We start from the raw sequence: 18,900 nt of genomic DNA, 5'->3' as shown, positions 1-18,900 counted from the left end.
TCCCGGACTCCGCTCAGCTGTTCGCGTCGGGGGCTTCCCCGCGCACCGTCCGGAGGATGCCCGGCAGCGCCGCGAGGAAGGAGTCCGCCTCCTGCTCGGTCAGCACCAGTGGCGGCACCAGCCGGACGGCGTCCGGCACGGCGGCGTTCACCAGGAAGCCGGCCTGCTGGGCGGCGGCCTGCACCTTGGCGGAGACCGGCCGGGTGAGCACGATGCCGAGCAGCAGCCCGGCGCCGCGGACGTGGTCGACCAGCGGGTCGCCGATCGCCTCGACGCCGTGCCGCAGCTTGTCGCCGAGCTTGCGGACGTGCTCCAGCAGGCCCTCGGACTCGACGGTCTCCAGGACGGCGAGGCCGGCCGCGGCGACGACCGGGTTGCCGCCGAAGGTGGTGCCGTGCTGGCCCGGGTGGAGCAGGTCGGCGGTGTCGCCGAAGGCGACCACGGCACCGATCGGCAGGCCGCCGCCTAGGCCCTTGGCGAGGGTGACGACGTCCGGTTCGACGCCCTCGTACGCCTGGTGGGCGAACCAGTGGCCGGTGCGGCCGACGCCGGTCTGGATCTCGTCGAGGACGAGCAGGGTGCCGGTGGCGCGGGTGATCTCCCGGGCGGCCCGCAGGTAGCCGTCGGGCAGCGGGATCGCGCCGTTCTCGCCCTGGACCGGCTCCAGGAAGACGGCGGCGGTCTCGGTGGTGACGGCGGCCCGCAGCGCCTCCACGTCGCCGAACGGCACGTGGGTGACGTCGCCGGGCAGCGGCCGGAAGGGCTCCTGCTTGGCGGGCTGGGCGGTGAGCGCGAGGGCGCCCATCGTCCGGCCGTGGAAGGCGCCCTGCAGGGAGACCAGGTGGGTGCGGCCGGTCAGCCGGCTGATCTTGAAGGCGGCCTCGTTGGCCTCGGCGCCGGAGTTGCAGAAGAACACCCGGCCGGGGCGGCCGAACAGCTCCAGCAGCTTCTCCGCGAGCTTCACGGTCGGCTCGGCCATGAAGAGGTTGGAGACGTGGCCCAGGGTGGTGATCTGCCGGGTGACCGCCTCCACGACGGCCGGGTGGGCGGTGCCCAGCGCGTTGACGGCGATGCCGCCGACGAGGTCGAGGTACTCGTTGCCGTCGGCGTCCCAGACCTTGGCACCCTCGCCGCGGACCAGCGGGATCCGCGGGGTGCCGTAGTTGTCCATCAGCGCGTGCTGCCACCGCTGGGTCAGTTCGCTGTTGCTCATGCCAGGCCCCCGAGTACGGTCGGTTCGTCGTCGGGCACGACCATGGTGCCGACGCCCTCGTCGGTGAAGATCTCCAGCAGCAGGCTGTGCTGCACCCGCCCGTCCAGCACGCGGGCGGTGCCCACGCCGGAGCGGACGGCCCGCAGGCAGCCCTCCATCTTGGGGAGCATGCCGGTCGCCAGGGTCGGCAGCATCTCCTCCAGCTCGGAGGCGGTGAGCTGGCTGATCACGTCGTCGGAGTTCGGCCAGTCCTTGTAGAGGCCCTCGACGTCGGTCAGCACGACCAGCATCTCCGCGCCGAGCGCGACCGCGAGCGCGGCCGCGGCGGTGTCGGCGTTGATGTTGTAGACGTGGCCGTCGGCGCCGCGGGCGATCGAGGAGATCACCGGGATGCGGCCGTCGCCGATCAGCGCCTTCACGGCGCCGGCCTCGATGTTGACGATGTCGCCGACCAGGCCGATGTCGACCTGCTCGCCGTCCACCACGGCGTACCGCTTGACGGCCGTCATGGTGTGGGCGTCCTCGCCGGTCATTCCGACCGCGAACGGGCCGTGCCCGTTGAGCAGGCCGACCAGCTCGCGCTGGACCTGCCCGGCGAGCACCATCCGGACGACGTCCATGGTCTCCGGGGTGGTGACCCGCAGGCCCGCGGTGAACGAGGACTCCAGGCCCAGCTTGTCGAGCTGGGCGCTGATCTGCGGGCCGCCGCCGTGCACGACGACCGGGTTCAGGCCGGCGTAGCGCAGGAAGACGACGTCCTGGGCGAAGGCGGCCTTGAGGTCCTCGTCCACCATGGCGTTGCCGCCGAACTTGATGACGACGGTCTTGCCGTGGAAGCGCTCCAGCCACGGGAGCGCCTCGATGAGGGTGCGGGCCTTGGGCAGCGCGGCGTTGCTGCGGGCCTGTTCACCCTTGGGTGCGATCTTCACGGTCTCTTGTCCCCCGGGATCAGGTCGAGTAGGCGCTGTTCTCGTGCACGTAGTCGGCGGTGAGGTCGTTGGTCCACACCGTCGCCGCGGCACTGCCGGCGTTGAGGTTCGCGGTGATGACGACCTCGCGGCCGGCCATGTCGACCAGGTCGCGGTCCTCGCCGACGCTGCCGCCGCGGCAGACCCAGACGCCGTTGATGGCGACGTCGAGCGCGTCCGGCTCGAAGGCGGCGGAGGTGGTGCCGATCGCGGCCAGCACCCGGCCCCAGTTCGGGTCCTCGCCGTGGATGGCGCACTTCAGCAGGTTGTTGCGGGCGATCGTGCGGGCGACGTCGACGGCCTCGTCCTCGGTGGCGGCGCCGGTGACGTCGATCCGGATGTCCTTGGAGGCGCCCTCGGCGTCGCCGATCAGCTGGCGGGCCAGGTCGGCGCAGACGGTGCGGACGGCCTCGGCGAACTCGGCCGCGTCCGGGGTGACGCCGGACGCGCCGGAGGCGAGCAGCAGCACGGTGTCGTTGGTGGACATGCAGCCGTCGGAGTCGACCCGGTCGAAGGTGGTGCGGGTGGCGCCGCGCAGCGCGGCGTCCAGCTCCGCGCTCTCCACGGCCGCGTCGGTGGTGACGACGACCAGCATGGTGGCGAGGCCCGGGGCGAGCATGCCCGCGCCCTTGGCCATGCCGCCGACCGTCCAGCCGGCCGGGGCGGTGACCTGGGCGGTCTTGTGCACGGTGTCGGTGGTCTTGATGGCGATCGCGGCGGCCCGACCGCCGTCCTCGCTGAGCGCCTTCACGGCCTGCTCGACGCCGGGCAGCAGCAGGTCCATCGGCAGCCGCACGCCGATCAGGCCGGTGGAGCAGACGGCGACCTCGATCGCGCCGGTGCTCAGCTCGGCGGCGACCTTCTCGGCGGTGGCGTGGGTGTCCTGGAAGCCCTCGGGGCCGGTGCAGGCGTTGGCGCCGCCGGAGTTGAGGACGACCGCGACGAGCGAGCCGGTCTTCAGCACCTGCTCCGACCAGAGCACCGGCGCGGCCTTGACCCGGTTGGAGGTGAAGACGCCGGCCGCGGCGAACTGCGGGCCGTCGTTGACGACCAGGGCGAGGTCGGGGGTGCCGGAGGCCTTGATGCCGGCCGTGACGCCGGCCGCTCGGAAGCCCTTCGCCGCCGTCACGCCGATGTTCTGATGGTCCGTCACGGGCTGGCTCACGGTGCGACTCCGTTCAGCGGGAGGCCGAGCTCCTCGGGCAGGCCGAGGGCGATGTTCATGGACTGCACCGCGCCGCCCGCGGTGCCCTTCACCAGGTTGTCGATCGCGCTGATGGCGATCACCCGCCCGGCGTGCTCGTCCAGCGCGACCTGGACGAGGGCCGCGTTGGAGCCGTACACCGAACTGGTCTGCGGCCACCAGCCCTCGGGCAGCAGGCGGACGAAGGTCTCACCCGCGAAGGCCTCCCGGTAGGCGGCGCGCAGCGACTCGGCGGTGGTGCCGGGCTTCGCCTTGGCGCTGCAGGTGGCCAGGATGCCGCGGGGCATCGGCGCCAGGGTGGGCGTGAAGGAGACGGTGACCTCTTCGCCGGCCACCGGGCCGAGGTTCTGCGCCATCTCCGGGGTGTGGCGGTGCACGCCGCCGACGCCGTACGGGCTCATCGAGCCCATCACCTCGCTGCCGAGCAGGTGCGGCTTGACCGCCTTGCCGGCGCCGGAGGTGCCGGACGCGGCGACGACCACGGCCTCCGGCTCGACCAGCTTCGCCGCGTAGGCGGGGAAGAGCGCGAGCGAGACGGCCGTCGGGTAGCAGCCGGGGACGGCGATCCGCTTGGTGCCCTTGAGCGCGGCCCGGTGGCCGGGCAGCTCGGGCAGGCCGTACGGCCAGGTGCCGGCGTGCGGGGAGCCGTAGAACCTCTCCCAGGTCGCGGCGGACTTCAGTCGGAAGTCCGCGCCGCAGTCGACGACCAGCACGTCCTCGCCGAGCGCCTCGGCGACGGCGGCGGACCGGCCGTGCGGCAGGCCGAGGAAGACCACGTCGTGCCCGGCCAGCACCTCGGGGGTGGTGGGCTCCAGCACGCGGTCGGCCAGCGGCAGCAGGTGCGGCTGCAGGCCGCCGAAGACGGCACCCGCGTTGGAACCGCCGGTCAGCGCCCCGATCTCGATCTCCGGGTGGCCGAGCAGCAGGCGCAGCACCTCACCGCCCGCGTACCCGCTCGCTCCGGCGACGGCGACTCGCAATGCCATGGCGTTCCTCCTTGGTTAAGCATGAATATACGCATCTCGGAACATTCATGCAAGGAGCTCCGGGCACCCCACGACCAGCCTGCCCGATCCCCGCCCCTCGGCGCCGCCAACCGTCCGGACCCTACAAACTTCTACGCCCCGACTCGGTGCCGCCCGGTGCCCGAAGCAGCATCAGTTCCTTGGCAGAGTGGCGAACGGGCCCAACCGGCGACACGACCGCGGCGGGCACGGTGTTGTGTTCGTTCCACAAAGGAGTTCAGCAGTGAGTGCACGGACCGACGTGGTGGTCACCGGGCTCGGAGCCACCACACCGCTCGGCGGGGACACCGCCTCGACCTGGGCGGCGATGCTGGCGGGGATCTCCGGGATCACCGCCGTCGAGGAGGAGTGGGCGGCCGGACTGCCGGTGCGGATCGCCGGCCGGCTCGCCGTCGAGCCGACCGAACTGCTCGACCGGGTGCAGGCCCGCCGGCTGGACCGCTGCGAACAGGTCGCCCTGGTCGCCGCCCGCGAGGCCTGGGCCGACGCCGGACGCCCCCGGGTCGACCCGGAACGCCTCGCCGTGGTGATCGGCACCGGCACCGGCGGCGCACTGACCATGCTCGGTCAGGACGACGTGCTGGAGGCCTCCGGCGTGCGCCGGGTCTCGCCGCACACCGTCCCCATGCTGATGGCCAACGGACCGGCGGCCTGGGTCAGCATCGACCTCGGCGCCCGCGGCGGCGCCCACACCCCCGTCAGCGCCTGCGCCTCCGGCGCGGAGGCGATCGCCCTCGGACTGGACCTGATCCGGCTCGGCCGCGCCGACGTGGTCGTCGCCGGCGGCGCCGAGGCCTGCATCTGCCCGCTCACCCTGGCCGGCTTCGCCCGGGCCCAGGCGCACTCCACCCGCAACGACGCCCCCGGGCTCGCCTCCCGGCCCTTCGACACCGGGCGCGACGGGTTCGTCATCGGCGAGGGCGCGGCCGTCGTCGTCCTGGAACGGGCCGACTTCGCCGCCGCCCGCACGGCCCGCCCGTACGCCACGCTCGCCGGGGCCGCTGTCACCTCCGACGCCCACCACATCACCGCGGCCCACCCGGAGGGCCAGGTCCGGGCCATGCGGCGGGCCCTCGCCGCCGCGGACCTCCCACCACTGGCGGTGGACGTCGTGCACGCCCACGCCACCTCCACCCCCAAGGGCGACCTCGCCGAGGCGCAGTCGATCGCCGAGGCGATCGGCGTCCACCCCGCCGTCACCGCGACCAAGTCGATGACCGGGCACCTCTTCGGCGCGGCGGGGGCGCTGGGCGCGATCGCGGCGGTGCTCTCGGTGCGGGACGGCATCGTGCCGGCCGTCCGGAACCTCGACGACCTCGACCCCGAGGTGAAACTGGACGTCGTCACCGGCGGCCCCCGGACGGGCGCCGTCGGCGCCGCCCTCGCCAACGCCTTCGGCTTCGGCGGCCACAACGCCACCCTGGTGTTCACGCCGGCGTGAGACGCGCAGGGGCGCGGAGAACCGTGCGGTTCCGGGACAGCCCCGATCAGGATGCTCGCCACATCCACATTGCGCAGTTCCCCGCGCCCCTATGCGGTTGCCCTCGGCCCTACCGCTTCACGCTGCGGAGCAGGACGAACTTGGGGTCGGCGGCGACGGTGCGGCAGTTGCCGAAGAGGCGGCGGAGTTTGACGTGGTAGCCGAGGTGGCGGTTGCCGATGACCCAGAGTTCGCCGCCGGGCCGCAGGGCCCGCCGGGCGCCGGTGAACATCCGCCAGGCGGTGGCGTCGGTCAGCGCCTGGTGGCTGTGGAAGGGCGGGTTGTTGAGGACGAGGTCGACACTGCCGGGGGCGACCGCCGCCATGCCGTCGCCGACCTCGAAGCGTGCCGGGGCGTCGGGCCCGAGGTTGGCCCGGAAGGTGGCTTCGGCGGAGGCGACGGCCTGGTACGACTCGTCGAGGAAGAGCACCTCGGCGGCCGGGTTGGCGAGCGCGGCGGCGGTGCCGACGACGCCGTTGCCGCAGCCGAGGTCGACGACGGTCTCGGGGCCGCGCCGCTCCGGCAGGTGGTTGAGCAGGAAGCGGGTGCCGATGTCGAGGCGGTCCGCGCAGAAGATGCCCGCGTGGTTGTGGACCGTCCCCCCGGAGGCGGCGCCGATGCCGTCCGGCAGCCGGTAGCTCTGCGGCCAGGGGCTGCCGGTGCGCGGCAGGGCCGGGTCGGGGGTGCAGTGGATCAGGCGGGCCTTGCGGACGGCGAGCGAGGTGCGGGTCGGGCCGAGCACCGACTCGAACAGCTTGAGCGTGGAGGTGTGGATCTCGGTGACCATGCCGGTGCCGACCACCACGGTGCCCTCGTGGACGGCCGGGGCGAGCCGGTGCAGCTGGTCCTCCAGCAGGGCGAGGCTCTTGGGCACCCGGACGAGCAGCACGTCGATCCGGTCCGGCGGGGTGTCGCGGGTGGTGAGCAGCCGCACCCCGTCGGCGTGGCCGGAGCGGTTGCGGGCGAGGTTGGCGAGGGTGGCCTGCCGGCCGAGCCAGGAGTCGCCGATCTGTACGGGCCGGTGCTCGGCGAGCGCGGTCGCGAGGGCGCCCCAGCGGTCGCCGACGATCACCACGCTGCCCGACAGGTCGGTGCCGCTCTCCGCCAGGTGCCGCAGCAGGTAGTCGTCGGCGGCGTCCCAGGCGCGCAGCTGGTCGCGGGGGTCCTCGGGGTGGCGGGTGAGGTCGATCTCGCCCCACGGCGTGCTCAAGCGGTTCATCGTTCCCCCAGGCTAGCCGACGGGTGGCACCGTCCCGGACGGCCGCGGCGGGCCGGTGGACGGCCCGGCCCGGTGCCGGGCCGGGTGCGGCTCCGGCGCCCACCGGGTGACGGTCCGTCGGGTGCGGCACGGGCCGGGGCGCCGGGTGCCGACGGCCCGGTCGTGGGCCGGTGTTAGCCTGCGGCGAAGCGGCGCCGGGGGGCGCCGCAGTTCGGGGGAGCACGGTGGCTGCGGCGGGGCGGGAGGCCGAACGCGGATGGCGGCCGGCCGGTGCGGCGGCCGGGGTGGCGCTGCTGCTGGTGGTCGGGTACGCGGCCGGGGTGTGGTCGGCGCGTTCGGGCGGCCGGGTGCGGGTGGCGGAGCTGCTGGACCGCCCGGTGCCGCTGCTCGGCGCGGCCGGGGTGCTGCTGGTCGCGGCGCTGGTGCTGGCGCCGCGCAGACCGGGCCGTGGTCTGTTCACGGCGCCGGTGCTGCTGGTGACCGGGGTGCTGGCGCTGCGGGTGCTGATCGGCGCCCTGGACGTGACCGGTCCGCCGCGGCAGCACACCGTGATGTCGGTGGTGGCGCCCGGCCGGGCGGACCGGCTGCTGTCGGTGGTGCGCCACGCGGTCGGCCCGTGCTGGTCGGTGGAGGTGGAGACCGGTGGCGGCTGGTCGGCACGACACTGGCTACTGGGTGTGTTCGAGCACGGCCCGGCGGCGGGCGGCCCGGTGGACGGGCATTGGGACGGCCCGGACCGGGTGGTGGTGCGGGCCGCCGACGGTGAGCACGTCTTCGACCTGCCGGCCGACCCCGCGGAGCGCCCGCACGGCCGCTGAACCACTGCTGGCGGCCCACTGGGAGGTCGTTGACGCGCCGTCAGTCCGTGGCGGCCTCCGGTCGGCCGCGGTGCCGGGCCCAGTCGCCGGCCAGGACGGCCATCACGGTGGAGTCGACCCAGCCGTCGCCGTCCCGGAGCGCCTCCCGGCGCACGCCCTCGGCGACGAAGCCGACCTTCTCGTAGACGTGCCGGGCCCGCGGGTTGAAGGCGTACACCTCCAGCTGGACGCGGTGCAGGCCGAGCCCGTCGAAGGCGTGGGCGAGCAGCAGGCGCAGCGCCTCGGTGCCGAGGCCGCGGCCGCGCCCGGCCGGGCCGATCAGGGTGCGGAAGCTGCAGCTCAGGTTGGGCTCGTCCCATTCGTTGAGCACGACCTCGCCGACGCAGCGGCCGCTCGCCAGGTCGGCCACGGCGAGGTCGAGCCGGTCCGTCTGCTCGTTGCGGGTGGTGTACCAGCGGGCGATCGCCCCGGCGTCGATCGGCGGCCGGTGGGCGCTGCCGGTGAGCCGCTGCACCTCGGGGTCGTCGATGGCGGCGGTGATGTCGGGCAGGTCCTCGGGCCGGAACGGGCGCAGTTGCACGGCGGTGCCGGTGAGGACGGGTTTGCGGGCGAAGTCGGCGGTCATCCGGCGATTCTGGGCGGCGGCGCGGGGCCGGGCAACGCGATTGTGCTCCGGGGCGGTCGCGCAGCTCGGGGGCTTGCCCCGGTCGTCGACGGTGAGGGTGTGCGTCTGCCCCTGGTCGACGTAGCCGGGTTCGGCCGTCCAGGTGCGGTCGCAGGTCTTGCCGGGGGCGGTGATCTCGAAGGTGACGGACCGGCGGGGGTCGACGGAGAGCTTGAGGGCGTTGAGGTTGAGGGGGTGTCCTCGGCCCGCTTGCCCTTGACCGACGGCGGGTCGCGGTCGAGGTCGACGGTGACGTGGACGACCTCGCGGGGTCCGCCGCCGCACTGCGGGTCCACGAGCACGCCCGCCGTGCCGCCGGCGCCGAGCGGGCGCAGCACCCCGTACCGGCCGATCCGGTGGGGTCCCGCCCCGCGGAACTCCTGCACGGCCCGGCGGCCCCCACCCGTGCCGTCCTGCCTGCCCCGGCCGGCCGCAGGGCGACCGGGCGACAGTATGCCGTCGCGCGCTGACGCGTGGTGGCTGCTCCGGACAAGTCGTGCCGGATCCGCCGACGGGCCGTCACCCCGCACGCGGGCCGGTACCGTGCCTGCATGCAGACCAGGCCGACCCTGCCCGGCGCCGCCGTCCTCCTGCGGCCGGCGACGCCCGCCGACGTGTCCGCGCTGGCGGAGATCCGTGCCACGCCGGAGGTGCGGGCCCGCTGGCGGGGCGGGCCCGACATGGTCGCGGAGGTGCGCTCGGACCTCGCGGACGAGCGGACGCCGACCCTGGCGGTGGAGTACCGGGGGCGGGTGGTCGGGGCGATCCAGTGGCACGAGGAGGACGAGCCGGACTACCGGCACGCGGGCATCGACGTGTACCTCGACCCGTCGGTGCACGGCCGCGGGCTGGGCACCGACGCCGTCCGCACCCTCGCCCGCTACCTGACGGCCGAACTCGGCCACCACCGGCTGGTCATCGACCCGGCGGCGGACAACGCGCCCGCCATCGCCTGTTACCGCAAGGTCGGCTTCCGGCCGGTGGGCGTGATGCGGCAGTACGAGCGCGGCGCGGACGGCACCTGGCACGACGGCCTGCTGATGGACCTGCTGGCCGGGGAACTCGCCCCGGCTGACGGGCCGTCGTCGGGACGGCGGCGCACCGCGGCGCGGGCGGCCCTGCGGCGGCTCAGGCTCCGGCGGCGCGCCCGGGGCTGAGGGCCCGGGGCGGAGGGCCCGGGGCGGAGGGCGCGGCCCCGTGGTCAGGTCCGGGTCTCGGCGACGGCCTCGGCCAGGAGCCGTGCCGCCCGGGCGAGCCGGCGTTCCGGCAGGGCGGCGTGGCCGAGGACGAGCGCGGGCGGGCCGGGTGCGGTGAGGCGGGTCGGCGCGACGGGTTCGACCCGGACGCCCCGGGCGGCGGCCGCCTCGACCACCGGCCCTTCGGCGCAGCCCGGCGGCAGGTCGAGGTACAGGTGCAGGCCGGCGGACACCCCGCGGACGGCGGCGTCCGGCAGGTGCCGGGCGAGCGCCTCGGCCAGGGCGTCGCGGCGGGCGCGGTAGCGGGCGCGGACGGCCCGCAGGTGCCGGTCGTGGCCGCCGTCGGCGAGCAGCCGGGCGAAGGCCAGCTGGTCGAGGGCGGAGCAGCCGAGGTCGGTGTACTGCTTGTCGGTGCGGAACTCCTCGACCATCGGTTCGGGCAGGACGGCCCAGCCGAGCCGCAGGCCGGGCGCCAGCGACTTGCTGAGCGAGCCGAGGTGGACGACCAGGTCGGGGGCGAGCCCCTGCAGGCAGCCGACGGGCTCGCGGTCGTAGCGGAACTCGGCGTCGTAGTCGTCCTCGACCACGACGCCCCCGGTGCGGCGGGCCCAGGCGATCAGGGCGGCCCGGCGTTCGGGGGCGAGCACCACGCCGGTCGGGTACTGGTGGGCGGGGGTGACGAGGACGGCGCGGGCACCCGTCCGGGCGAGTGCGTCGACGTCCAGGCCGTGCCCGTCGACGGGGACGCCGAGCGGTTCGAGGCCGTGGGCGCGCAGCAGGCCGAAGGTGCCGGGCGAGCCCGGGTCCTCGACGGCGACGGCGCGGTGGCCGTGCCGGACGAGCTGTCGGGCCGTGAGGGCGAGCCCTTGGGCGACGCCGCCGACCACGGTGAGGCGTCCGGGGTCGGCCGCGGCGGCCCGCACCCGGCCGAGGTGGGCGGCGAGTTCGGCGCGCAGTGCGGGGTGCCCGGCGGGGTCGCCGTAGCCGAGGGCGGTGTGTTCGGCGGCGGCGAGGGCGCGGCGCAGTGCGGCCTGCCAGGCGGCCCGCGGGAAGAGCGAGAGGTCGGGGGTGCCGGGCTTGAGGTCGTACCGGACGGCGGGGGCGGACGGGCCCGGCGGTGGTGCGGGCGGCGGTGGGGCGATGCCGTCGGCGACCCGGGTGCCGGCGCCCTGCCTGCTCACCAGGTAGCCCTCGGCGACGAGTTGGGCGTAGGCCTCGACCACGGTGCCGCGGGAGACGCCGAGGTCGCGGGCGAGGGTGCGGGTGGCGGGCAGCCGTCCGCCGGCGGGCGGGCGGCCCTGCCGGACGGCCTCGCGCAGCGCGGCGGTCAGCCGGGCGGTGAGGCCGCTGCTCCCGGACGGGTCGAACGGCAGCAGGAGTTCGGTCACCGGGTCACCTCCGTCCCGCGAGGGTACCGGGGCCGGCGCCGTGAAGTGGTCCACGGACGGGGTGCAGAAGTGGACCTGTGCGGCGGACCACCCGCGTCCTAGCGTGGTGGTCGTGCCCCTCTCCCCCACCGCCTCGGGCGGTCTGCGCGGCGCGGCCGCGATGACGATGCTCGGCTGCTCGACCGGTGTCAGCGCGGCCTTCGCCGGTTACCCGCTGCTGGGCGGGCAGGCGCTGCGCTACCTGCTGGCGGCCGGGCTGCTGCTGCCCCTCGCGCTGCGGGCGGCGGCCGGCGCGCCGCGGCCGACGGCCCGCGAGTGGGGGCGCCTCGCCCTGCTCTCGGCGACCGGTCTGGTCGGGTTCAACGTGCTGCTGGTGCAGGCGCTGCGGCACTCGGGTCCGGCGGGGGTGGGCAGTGTGGTCGGGGCCGCGCCGCTGCTGATGGCGGTGCTCGGGCCGCTGCTCGCCGGAGGCCGGCCGGGGCGGCGGGCGGTCGTCGCGGCCGGGGTGGTCGCGGCCGGCGCGGCGACCGCGCAGGGGTTCGGCGCGGGGGACGCCGTCGGGACGGTCCTCGCGCTGGGCACCCTCGGCTGCGAAGTGGGGTTCTCGCTGCTGGCGGTGCCGCTGCTGCCGCGGCTGGGGCCGGTCGGGGTGTCGGCGTGGGTGACGGTGCTGGCGGTGCCGATGTTCGCCGGGGCGGCGGTGCTGCTGGACGGGCGGGCGGCCCTGCGGGTGCCGAGCGGTTCGGAGCTGGCCGCGCTGCTGTACCTGGCGGTGCCGATGACCTGTGTGGCCTTCCTGCTCTGGTACCGGGCGCTGGAGTTGCTCGGGGCGGAGCGGGCGGGGCTGTTCGCGGGCCTGGTGCCGATCACCGCCGCGCTCTCCGGGGCGGCGCTCGGCGAGGGGGCGCCGCGGGCCGGCGAGTTGCTGGGCGCGGTGCTGGTCGGCGCCGGGGTCTGCCTCGGCCTGCGGACCCGGCGGCCCGGCCGGGCCCGGGCGCCCCGGACGGGCCCGGCGCGGGCGGCGGGCGGCCCCGTGGCACCGTGAGGACGGCCCCCGCGCCGCACGGCGGCCGATGCGGGTCGGGTACGGCGGAAACCGGATGCGGTGCGGTCCGACGGCGGGTCAGAATGCCGGAATGCTCTCCGACCACTGGCCGCTGCTGGGGCTGCGGCTGCACACCGACCGACTCGAACTGCGGCTGCCCTCCGACGAGGAGCTCGCCGAACTGGGCGACGTGGCCGCGGCCGGCCTCCACGAGCCCGACCGGATGCCGTTCCTGAGCGCCTGGACGGACGTGCCGCCGGCGCAGCGCGCCCGGGCCGTGGTGCAGCAGCACTGGCTGCGGCGGGGCACCTGGTCGCCGGACCACTGGGCGCTGACGCTGGTGGTGTTCGCGCAGGGCCGGCCGATCGGCGTGCAGGCGGTGAGCGCCGAGGACTTCGCCGTCACCCGCGAGGTGCGCACCGGGTCCTGGCTCGGCCTGGCCCACCAGGGCCGCGGGTTCGGCCGGGAGATGCGCTCGGCCGTGCTGCACCTGGCCTTCGCGGGGCTGGGGGCGGAGGAGGCGACCTCGGCCGCGTTCACCGACAACCCGGCGTCGCTGGCGGTCTCGGCCCGGCTGGGCTACCGGCCGGACGGCGTCCAGCGGGACAACGTGCAGGGACGGCTGCGGGTCACCCGGCGGCTGCGGCTGAGCCGCGCCGACTGGGAGCGGACGGACCGCCCGGCGGTCGAGCTGACCGGGCTCGGGCCCTGCCTGCCGGAGTTCGGGCTGGGCCCGCAGGAGTGAACCGGCACCGAGAGCCCCGTTGCCGGACCGACGAGCGATCACGGAGATGGTGGACCCCCGCATGCTGAACCCCGATCTGGTCGACCGGTACCTGCGGCGGCTCGGCCTGCCGCGCCCGGCCGCGCCGACCGCCGACGCGCTGGCCGCCCTGCACCGCGCCCACGTCGAGCGGGTGCCGTACGAGGACCTGGAGATCCAGCTGGGCCGTCCGACGACGGTCGACCCGGTCGAGTCCGCGGAGCGGATCGTGCGCGGCCGCGGCGGTTACTGCTTCCACCTCAACGGCGCGTTCTCGGCGCTGCTGCAGGCGCTGGGCTTCGACGCCACCCGGCACGTGGCCGGTGTGCAGCGGCAGGTCGACCCGGAGCCGGTCGGTGCGGCGGGCAACCACATGGCGCTCACCGTCCGCACCGCGGAGGGGGCGTGGCTGGCGGACGTCGGCCTCGGCGACGGCCTGTACGAGCCGCTGCCGCTGCGGACCGGGACGCACCGGCAGGGGGCGCTGCGGTTCGGCATGGCGCCGTCCGCGGTGGTGCCGGGCGGCTGGCGGCTGGAGCACGACCCGCAGGGCTCGTTCCGGGGCATGGAGTTCTCGCCCGTCCCGGCCGGGCCGGAGGACTTCGCCCGTGAGCACGTCCGGCTGTCGACCTCGCCGGAGTCCTCGTTCGTCCAGGTCTTCTGCACGATGCGGCGCGGCGCCGACGGCTTCGAGGCGCTGCGCGGCTGTCTGCTGGTGCGGGTCGACGCGGCGGGCCGGGAGGACCGCGAGGTCACCGACGAGCAGGAGTGGTTCGGCCTGCTGACCGGGCGCTTCGGGCTGGACCTGTCGGACGTCCCCGCCGAGCGGCGGGCCGCGCTCTGGCAGCAGGTGCACGGCGCCCACCTGGCCTGGCGGGCCGCCGAGGCGGCGAGGACGGCGGCGGAGGCAGTGGCGGAGCCGGAGGCGGCCGGTGCGTAGCGCTCCCGTCACCCCGGCCGGGGACCGGATCCGCTGGGTCGAGCTGCCCGGCACCGGCCCGGCCCGGGTCTTCGTGCACGGCCTCGGCGCCTCCTCCCCCGCGTACTTCACCGAGGCGGCGCTGCATCCGCTGCTCGCCGGGCGCCGCTCGCTGCTGGTGGACCTGCTGGGCTTCGGCCTCAGCGACCGCCCGGAGGACTTCGGCTACACGCTGGAGGAGCACGCGGACGCGCTGGCCGCCGCCCTGCGCTCCGCGGGGGCGGACGGCGCCGAACTGGTCGGGCACTCCATGGGCGGCGCCGTCGCGATCGTGCTGGCGGCCCGCCGTCCGGAGCTGGTGTCCCGGCTGGTGCTGGTGGACGCCAACCTCGACCCGGTGCCGCTGCCCGGTCCGCCCGGCGGCGGCAGCAGCGGCCTCGCCTCGTTCACCGAGGAGGAGTTCCTGGCCGGTGCCTGGCGGCAGGTCCGCGACGGGGTCGGGCCGCACTGGTGGTCGACGATGCGGCTGGCCGGGCGGACGGCCCTGCACCGCAGCGCCGTCCACCTGGTCCGGGCGACCGTGCCCACCATGCGCGAGCTGCTGATCGGCCTGCCGCAGCCGCGGACCTTCCTCCACCCGGCGGCCGACGGCCCGCCGGACGGCGCCGAGCGGCTGGCGGCGTCCGGGGTGCGGCTGGTCGCCGTCCCGGACTGCGGCCACAACGTCATGCTCGACAACCCGGACGGCTTCGCCCGGGCGGTCGCCGCGGCGCGCTGACGGGACGTCGGCCGGCGGCACCGGCCCTGGCGCGTCCTGCCGGGGACGTGCCAGGGTCGGGGGCATGCGATACATCATCATCGGCGCCGGTGCGGTCGGCGGGACGGTCGGCGGGCGGCTCCACGAGAGCGGGCACGAGGTGGTGCTGGTCGCCCGCGGCGCCCACCTGGCGGCCCTGCGCGAGGACGGTCTGCGGCTGACCACCCCGGAGGGCAGCCGCACCCTCGCCGTCCCGGCCGTCGGCGGGCCCGAGGAGCTGGAGCTGCGGCGCGGGGACGTGCTGGTGCTGGCCGTGAAGACGCAGCACTCGCTGCCGCTGCTGGACGCGTGGGCGGCCCGCCCGGTGGCCGGCGGCGGCACCGCGGGCGAGCTGCTGCCGCTGCTGTGCGCGCAGAACGGCGTCGAGAACGAGCGCCTCGCGCTGCGCCGCTTCCGCCGCGTGTACGGGGTGTGCGTCTGGCTGCCCTCCTCGCACCTGGAGCCGGGCCGGGTCCTCGCCCAGGGCAGCCCGGTCAGCGGCGTGCTGCACGTCGGCCGCTTCCCCCGGGGCAGCGACGACACCGCCGGGCGGATCGCCGCGGACCTCGCCGCCTCGCACGTCGGCGCCCGGGCGAGCGCGGACGTGATGCGCTGGAAGTACGCCAAGCTGCTCGGCAACCTGAACAACGCCCTGGAGGCCGTGGGCGGCCCGGTCGACGGCGAGCTGCGGCTGAAGCTGGCCCGGCGGACGGTCGCCGAGGGCGAGGCGGTGCTCGACGCCGCGGGGATCGGCCGGGCCGACCGCGAGGAGCAGCGGGCCGCCTGGTCGGGCCGGGTCACCCTGGTGCCGGTCGACGGGGAGGGCCGGCGCGGCGGCTCGTCCTGGCAGAGCCTGGCCCGCGGCGCCGGCGACATCGAGGCGGACCACCTCAACGGCGAGATCGTGCTGCTCGGCCGGCAGCACGGGGTGCCGACCCCGCTGAACGCGGCGCTGCAGCGGCTGGCCAACACCTTCGCCCGCGAGGGCCGGGCGCCGGGCAGCCTGCCGGAGGCCGAGCTGGCGGCGCTGCTGGAGGCGTCGGGCCCGGAGACCTGACCGCCCGCGGCATGACCCGGCGGCTCAGACCACCGGGTCGTCCGGCCCGTACGGGCGCAGCCGCAGCGTCCGGGCGTCCGCGTCGCGGATCTCCGCGGCGCGGGCGCACAGCTGCTCCAGGTCGTCGCGGCCGGCGTGCACGAACCGGCCGTGCAGGCCGTCGAAGCGGCCCCGGGCGGCGTCCACCGCGACGGCCACCATGTACGCGACCGAGCCCCAGTCCTTCTTGTCCTTGAACATCGGCATGGCCTCGGTCATGTCGGTGCGGACGGCGCCGGGGCTGATGTCGAGGACGACCACGCGGTGCTCGGCGAGCGAGTCGGCGATGTTGTCGGAGAGCTTGAGCAGGGCCGCCTTGGAGGTGGCGTAGGCGGTGTAGACGCCGTCGGGGCGCAGCGCGAAGCCCGAGTTCATGTTGATCACCCGGCCGCCGCCGCGTTCGACCATGCCGGGCAGGACGCTGCGCAGCAGGTTGAACGGGCCGCGCAGGTTGGTCTCCAGCACGTGCCACCACTGGTTGGGGTCGGCCTCCCAGAGCGGCACCTCGACGTGGTCGATCTCGCCGGCGTTGTTGACCAGCAGGTCGATCGGGCCGAGGTCGCGCTCGACGGTGCGCACCGCCTCCCGGACGTTGCCGGGCCGGGTGACGTCGGCGCTGACCGCCACTCCGCGGGAGCCGTGCTTGACGCACTCGCGGAGCGTCTCGGTGAGCGTGGCGTGGGTACGCCCGACCAGGCCGACCATCATGCCCTCGGCGGCCAGGCCGATCGCGATCTCCCGGCCGATGCCGCGGCCCGCCCCGGTGACCAGGCCCACCTGGCCGGCGAGTGATCCCGTCCCCATTGCGTGCTCCCTCCTGCGGCTGCTCCGCATTCTGGTCCGGTCCGGCCGCGGCGCCGGGCCGCCCGGCCGGACCGGGGCCCGGGGTCATCCGAACGGCCCAGCGCCACCGTCCGGCGCCCGGGAGTAGTACGGTCGACCAGGACACGCGTGTGGGGCCCACCGAGCCCCGGCGCCGGGCCGCTGAACAGCACCTCGCCGGGCAACCCCCGGCACCACCGTGAAGGGCAACTGAGTGAGTGACATCGCGCGCGTCGGAGTGATCGGCTGCGGCCTCATGGGGTCGGGCATCGCCGAGGTCTTCGCCCGCTCCGGTCTGGACGTGCTCGTCTCCGAGGCGACCGGCGAGGCCCTGGAGCTCGGCCGCACCCGGCTGACCAACTCGCTGGAGACCGCGGTCAAGCGCGGCAAGCTGACCGAGGAGCAGCGGGACGAGGCGCTCGGCCGGCTCTCGTTCACCACCGACCTCGCCGACTTCGCCGACCGCGACCTGGTGGTCGAGGCGGTCGCGGAGCGCGAGGACATCAAGGTGCAGATCTTCGAGACGCTGGACCGGGTGGTCGAGCGCCGGGACGCGATCCTGGCCTCCAACACCTCGTCCATCCCGATCGTGAAGCTGGCCGCCGCCACCAGCCGCCCCGAGCAGGTCATCGGCCTGCACTTCTTCAACCCGGCGCCGGTGCAGAAGCTGGTCGAGGTCATCCCGACCCTGACCACCTCGGCCGAGACCACCGCGCGGGTGGAGGAGTTCACGGTGCAGGCGCTCGGCAAGGAGCCGATCCGCGCCCGCGACCGGGCCGGCTTCGTGGTGAACGCCCTGCTGGTGCCGTACCTGCTCTCGGCGGTCCGCATGTTCGAGTCGGGCGTGGCGACCGCGGCCGACATCGACAAGGGCATGGAGGCGGGCTGCGCCCACCCGATGGGCCCGCTGCGGCTGTGCGACCTGATCGGCCTGGACACCATCGTGTCGATCGCCGACTCGATGTACGACGAGTACAAGGAGCCGCTGTACGCGGCGCCGCCGCTGCTGTCCCGGATGGTCGACGCGGGCCTGCTGGGCCGCAAGTCCGGCCGCGGCTTCTACGACTACACCGCCTGATCCCGGCGGGCCCGCGGCGTCCCCGTCCGGGGCGGCCCTCCGGGCGGGGCGCCGCACCCGCACCACCACCTCCAGCCACCCGAGCAGCTCACCACAGGGGTAGTCCAGTTGAACGGGATCAGCGTCGCGCGCGGGGTCCTCGTCACCGCCCGCCGCCAGCGGCTGCTGGCCGCCATCCGGGAGGAGGGCGGCCGCTGGGACTGGCGGCGGGCCGAGGCGCAGTACGACACCTCCCCGGAGCCGCACATCATCCGCCGCGACCTGATGGAGCTGTGCCGTTCAGGCGACCTCGTCCGGGTCGGGCTCGGCGAGTACGAGGCGGCACCCGCCGGGTGACCCCCGCCGACCGGAGGGCCTGCGCCACTCCCGTGGCACAGCGCCGTCACAGCATGGTCACAGGCCTCGGCATACGGTGATCGTTCTGACACCGTGATGCCATGCGAACTCGAATGATCGTCACCACCCTCACCGCTGCCGCCGCCCTGTCCCTGTCCCTCACCGCGTGCGGCAGCGACGGCGGCGGCACCGCCGCGCCGGCGAAGTCCTCCGCCGCCGCCACCGCGGCGGCGCCGGCCGCCAGCACCCCGGCCTCGGCCGACAGCGCGGCGCCGGCGGCGTCGACCGCCGCCCCGACCGCCCCCACCAAGGCGGCCGGCACGGCCGACCCGACGCAGCTGGCCAAGGAGCTGGCGATGGTCGCCGGCCTGAAGCAGATCGACCCGAAGCTGGCCGCGGACAACCAGAAGACCGTCGCCGCCGCGCAGCAGACCTGCGCCGACATCAAGGCCGGCAAGGACGACGCGACGGTGGCGAAGAACACCACCGCCTACTTCGCCGCGACCGGCGCGAAGGTGACCGACCAGCAGGGCCAGATGATCGCGGTGATCGTCAAGGCGGCGCTCTGCCCGTGACCCGGTGGGCGCGGCGGACGTGACGCGGCGGACGTGACGGGGCCCGGGAGCGGTATCCAGCTCCCGGGCCCCTGAGGTGCCACCCAATTGCGCGCACCGGCACGTTTAAGGCTGCGGATCATCTTCAGAGCCTCGTGTTCTGCCTTTGAACTACCGTGCCACGGGGAGAGGCACAGGCGGGACTTGAACCCGCATCCGAGGCTTTCCGTCCGCACCCGTTCGATCCGGCGCTCGGCGGCGGATGCTGAGACTTGAGCGGGAGTCTGAGTTTCAGGGGGCTGCCTCTGCCGCTTGG

General features: G+C 75.5%; 18 protein-coding genes and 1 pseudogene. 11 read left to right on the top strand and 8 right to left on the bottom strand.

The features are described 5' to 3' along the window. Positions 1-13: 13 nt before the first annotated feature. The 4 genes from AB0O09_RS21930 to argC are packed head-to-tail and all read right to left on the bottom strand — an operon-like array spanning position 14 to position 4,371. Entirely contained in the window at positions 14-1,213 is a 1,200-nt protein-coding gene (locus tag AB0O09_RS21930; RefSeq protein WP_363543619.1) for an acetylornithine transaminase, read from the bottom strand. After that, on the bottom strand, positions 1,210-2,142 hold the full coding sequence (gene argB, locus AB0O09_RS21925) for an acetylglutamate kinase (RefSeq protein WP_363543618.1): 933 nt from the start codon (positions 2,140-2,142) through the stop codon (positions 1,210-1,212). Before argB ends, AB0O09_RS21930 begins: the two co-directional genes overlap by 4 nt. A gap of 19 nt (positions 2,143-2,161) precedes the next feature. Next, positions 2,162-3,316: a bifunctional glutamate N-acetyltransferase/amino-acid acetyltransferase ArgJ gene (gene argJ, locus AB0O09_RS21920; protein WP_363543655.1), complete on the bottom strand. Its 1,155-nt coding sequence runs from the start codon at positions 3,314-3,316 to the stop codon at positions 2,162-2,164. Positions 3,317-3,342: 26 nt separating this feature from the next. After that, complete coding sequence (gene argC, locus AB0O09_RS21915) at positions 3,343-4,371, bottom strand: N-acetyl-gamma-glutamyl-phosphate reductase (protein ID WP_363543616.1); 1,029 nt, start codon at positions 4,369-4,371, stop codon at positions 3,343-3,345. Between the two features lie 262 nt (positions 4,372-4,633). Between argC and AB0O09_RS21910 the strand changes: the two genes are divergently transcribed. After that, positions 4,634-5,851, top strand: a complete 1,218-nt coding sequence (locus tag AB0O09_RS21910) for a beta-ketoacyl-[acyl-carrier-protein] synthase family protein (RefSeq protein ID WP_363543614.1) — start codon at positions 4,634-4,636, stop codon at positions 5,849-5,851. Positions 5,852-5,960: 109 nt separating this feature from the next. On the opposite strand, the gene AB0O09_RS21905 is transcribed toward AB0O09_RS21910, so the two are convergent. Then, complete coding sequence (locus AB0O09_RS21905; protein WP_363543612.1) at positions 5,961-7,109, bottom strand: methyltransferase; 1,149 nt, start codon at positions 7,107-7,109, stop codon at positions 5,961-5,963. A gap of 224 nt (positions 7,110-7,333) precedes the next feature. Here AB0O09_RS21905 and AB0O09_RS21900 point away from each other — a divergent pair, with 224 nt between their 5' ends. Continuing rightward, complete coding sequence (locus AB0O09_RS21900) at positions 7,334-7,927, top strand: hypothetical protein (RefSeq protein ID WP_363543610.1); 594 nt, start codon at positions 7,334-7,336, stop codon at positions 7,925-7,927. A 40-nt stretch (positions 7,928-7,967) separates the two neighbouring features. Here the strand turns inward: AB0O09_RS21900 and AB0O09_RS21895 are convergent, their stop codons facing one another. Beyond that, complete coding sequence (locus AB0O09_RS21895; protein ID WP_363543609.1) at positions 7,968-8,552, bottom strand: GNAT family protein; 585 nt, start codon at positions 8,550-8,552, stop codon at positions 7,968-7,970. A 590-nt stretch (positions 8,553-9,142) separates the two neighbouring features. On the opposite strand from AB0O09_RS21895, the pseudogene AB0O09_RS21890 reads away from it, so the two are divergent. Further along, positions 9,143-9,655, top strand: a pseudogene (locus AB0O09_RS21890) (GNAT family protein); the annotation flags it as partial. 137 nt (positions 9,656-9,792) lie between these two features. Here AB0O09_RS21890 and AB0O09_RS21885 read toward each other — a convergent pair. Continuing rightward, complete coding sequence (locus tag AB0O09_RS21885; RefSeq protein WP_363543607.1) at positions 9,793-11,175, bottom strand: PLP-dependent aminotransferase family protein; 1,383 nt, start codon at positions 11,173-11,175, stop codon at positions 9,793-9,795. Between the two features lie 112 nt (positions 11,176-11,287). On the opposite strand from AB0O09_RS21885, the gene AB0O09_RS21880 reads away from it, so the two are divergent. The 5 genes from AB0O09_RS21880 (at position 11,288) to AB0O09_RS21860 (ending at position 15,755) form a co-directional block, all read left to right on the top strand. Then, on the top strand, positions 11,288-12,220 hold the full coding sequence (locus AB0O09_RS21880; protein ID WP_363543606.1) for a DMT family transporter: 933 nt from the start codon (positions 11,288-11,290) through the stop codon (positions 12,218-12,220). A 91-nt stretch (positions 12,221-12,311) separates the two neighbouring features. Beyond that, positions 12,312-12,965, top strand: coding sequence for a GNAT family protein (locus tag AB0O09_RS21875; protein ID WP_363543604.1), 654 nt, complete (start codon positions 12,312-12,314; stop codon positions 12,963-12,965). Positions 12,966-13,026: 61 nt separating this feature from the next. Next, entirely contained in the window at positions 13,027-13,923 is an 897-nt protein-coding gene (locus AB0O09_RS21870; RefSeq protein WP_363543602.1) for an arylamine N-acetyltransferase, read from the top strand. Continuing rightward, positions 13,916-14,680: an alpha/beta hydrolase gene (locus AB0O09_RS21865; protein ID WP_363543600.1), complete on the top strand. Its 765-nt coding sequence runs from the start codon at positions 13,916-13,918 to the stop codon at positions 14,678-14,680. The genes AB0O09_RS21870 and AB0O09_RS21865 overlap by 8 nt, the downstream gene beginning before the upstream one ends. 64 nt (positions 14,681-14,744) lie before the next feature. Next, positions 14,745-15,755 carry a 2-dehydropantoate 2-reductase N-terminal domain-containing protein gene (locus tag AB0O09_RS21860; RefSeq protein WP_363543598.1) on the top strand — a complete coding sequence of 337 codons (1,011 nt, stop codon included), beginning with the start codon at positions 14,745-14,747 and terminating at the stop codon, positions 15,753-15,755. A 24-nt stretch (positions 15,756-15,779) separates the two neighbouring features. Here AB0O09_RS21860 and AB0O09_RS21855 read toward each other — a convergent pair whose 3' ends face one another. Next, entirely contained in the window at positions 15,780-16,598 is an 819-nt protein-coding gene (locus AB0O09_RS21855) for an SDR family oxidoreductase (protein WP_363543597.1), read from the bottom strand. Positions 16,599-16,830: 232 nt separating this feature from the next. Here AB0O09_RS21855 and AB0O09_RS21850 point away from each other — a divergent pair, with 232 nt between their 5' ends. The 3 genes from AB0O09_RS21850 to AB0O09_RS21840 all read left to right on the top strand — a co-directional run bounded on the left by AB0O09_RS21850 (position 16,831) and on the right by AB0O09_RS21840 (position 18,605). After that, positions 16,831-17,694 (top strand): 3-hydroxybutyryl-CoA dehydrogenase, encoded by an 864-nt coding sequence (locus AB0O09_RS21850; protein WP_359983956.1) that lies wholly within the window; start codon positions 16,831-16,833, stop codon positions 17,692-17,694. Between the two features lie 108 nt (positions 17,695-17,802). Continuing rightward, positions 17,803-18,030 carry a hypothetical protein gene (locus AB0O09_RS21845; protein WP_344621651.1) on the top strand — a complete coding sequence of 76 codons (228 nt, stop codon included), beginning with the start codon at positions 17,803-17,805 and terminating at the stop codon, positions 18,028-18,030. A 101-nt stretch (positions 18,031-18,131) separates the two neighbouring features. Then, positions 18,132-18,605, top strand: a complete 474-nt coding sequence (locus AB0O09_RS21840) for a hypothetical protein (RefSeq protein ID WP_363543595.1) — start codon at positions 18,132-18,134, stop codon at positions 18,603-18,605. Positions 18,606-18,900 lie beyond the last annotated feature (295 nt).

Origin of the sequence: Kitasatospora sp. NPDC093679 (assembly GCF_040683455.1) — a bacterium.
GTDB classification, from domain to species: domain Bacteria; phylum Actinomycetota; class Actinomycetes; order Streptomycetales; family Streptomycetaceae; genus Kitasatospora; species Kitasatospora arboriphila.
Note: the sequence above shows the minus strand (reverse complement) of the source record. Positions and strands in the feature narration are given on the sequence as shown.

What these genes read in the sequence shown, in the direction of transcription:
- AB0O09_RS21930 (WP_363543619.1), bottom strand. Translation starts at nt 1,213, where the DNA reads ATGAGCAACAGCGAACTGACCCAGCGGTGGCAGCACGCGCTGATGGAC.
- argC (WP_363543616.1), bottom strand. Translation starts at nt 4,371, where the DNA reads ATGGCATTGCGAGTCGCCGTCGCCGGAGCGAGCGGGTACGCGGGCGGT.
- AB0O09_RS21905 (WP_363543612.1), bottom strand. Translation starts at nt 7,109, where the DNA reads ATGAACCGCTTGAGCACGCCGTGGGGCGAGATCGACCTCACCCGCCAC.
- AB0O09_RS21895 (WP_363543609.1), bottom strand. Translation starts at nt 8,552, where the DNA reads ATGACCGCCGACTTCGCCCGCAAACCCGTCCTCACCGGCACCGCCGTG.
- AB0O09_RS21875 (WP_363543604.1), top strand. Translation starts at nt 12,312, where the DNA reads ATGCTCTCCGACCACTGGCCGCTGCTGGGGCTGCGGCTGCACACCGAC.
- AB0O09_RS21870 (WP_363543602.1), top strand. Translation starts at nt 13,027, where the DNA reads ATGCTGAACCCCGATCTGGTCGACCGGTACCTGCGGCGGCTCGGCCTG.
- AB0O09_RS21860 (WP_363543598.1), top strand. Translation starts at nt 14,745, where the DNA reads ATGCGATACATCATCATCGGCGCCGGTGCGGTCGGCGGGACGGTCGGC.
- AB0O09_RS21855 (WP_363543597.1), bottom strand. Translation starts at nt 16,598, where the DNA reads ATGGGGACGGGATCACTCGCCGGCCAGGTGGGCCTGGTCACCGGGGCG.
- AB0O09_RS21840 (WP_363543595.1), top strand. Translation starts at nt 18,132, where the DNA reads ATGCGAACTCGAATGATCGTCACCACCCTCACCGCTGCCGCCGCCCTG.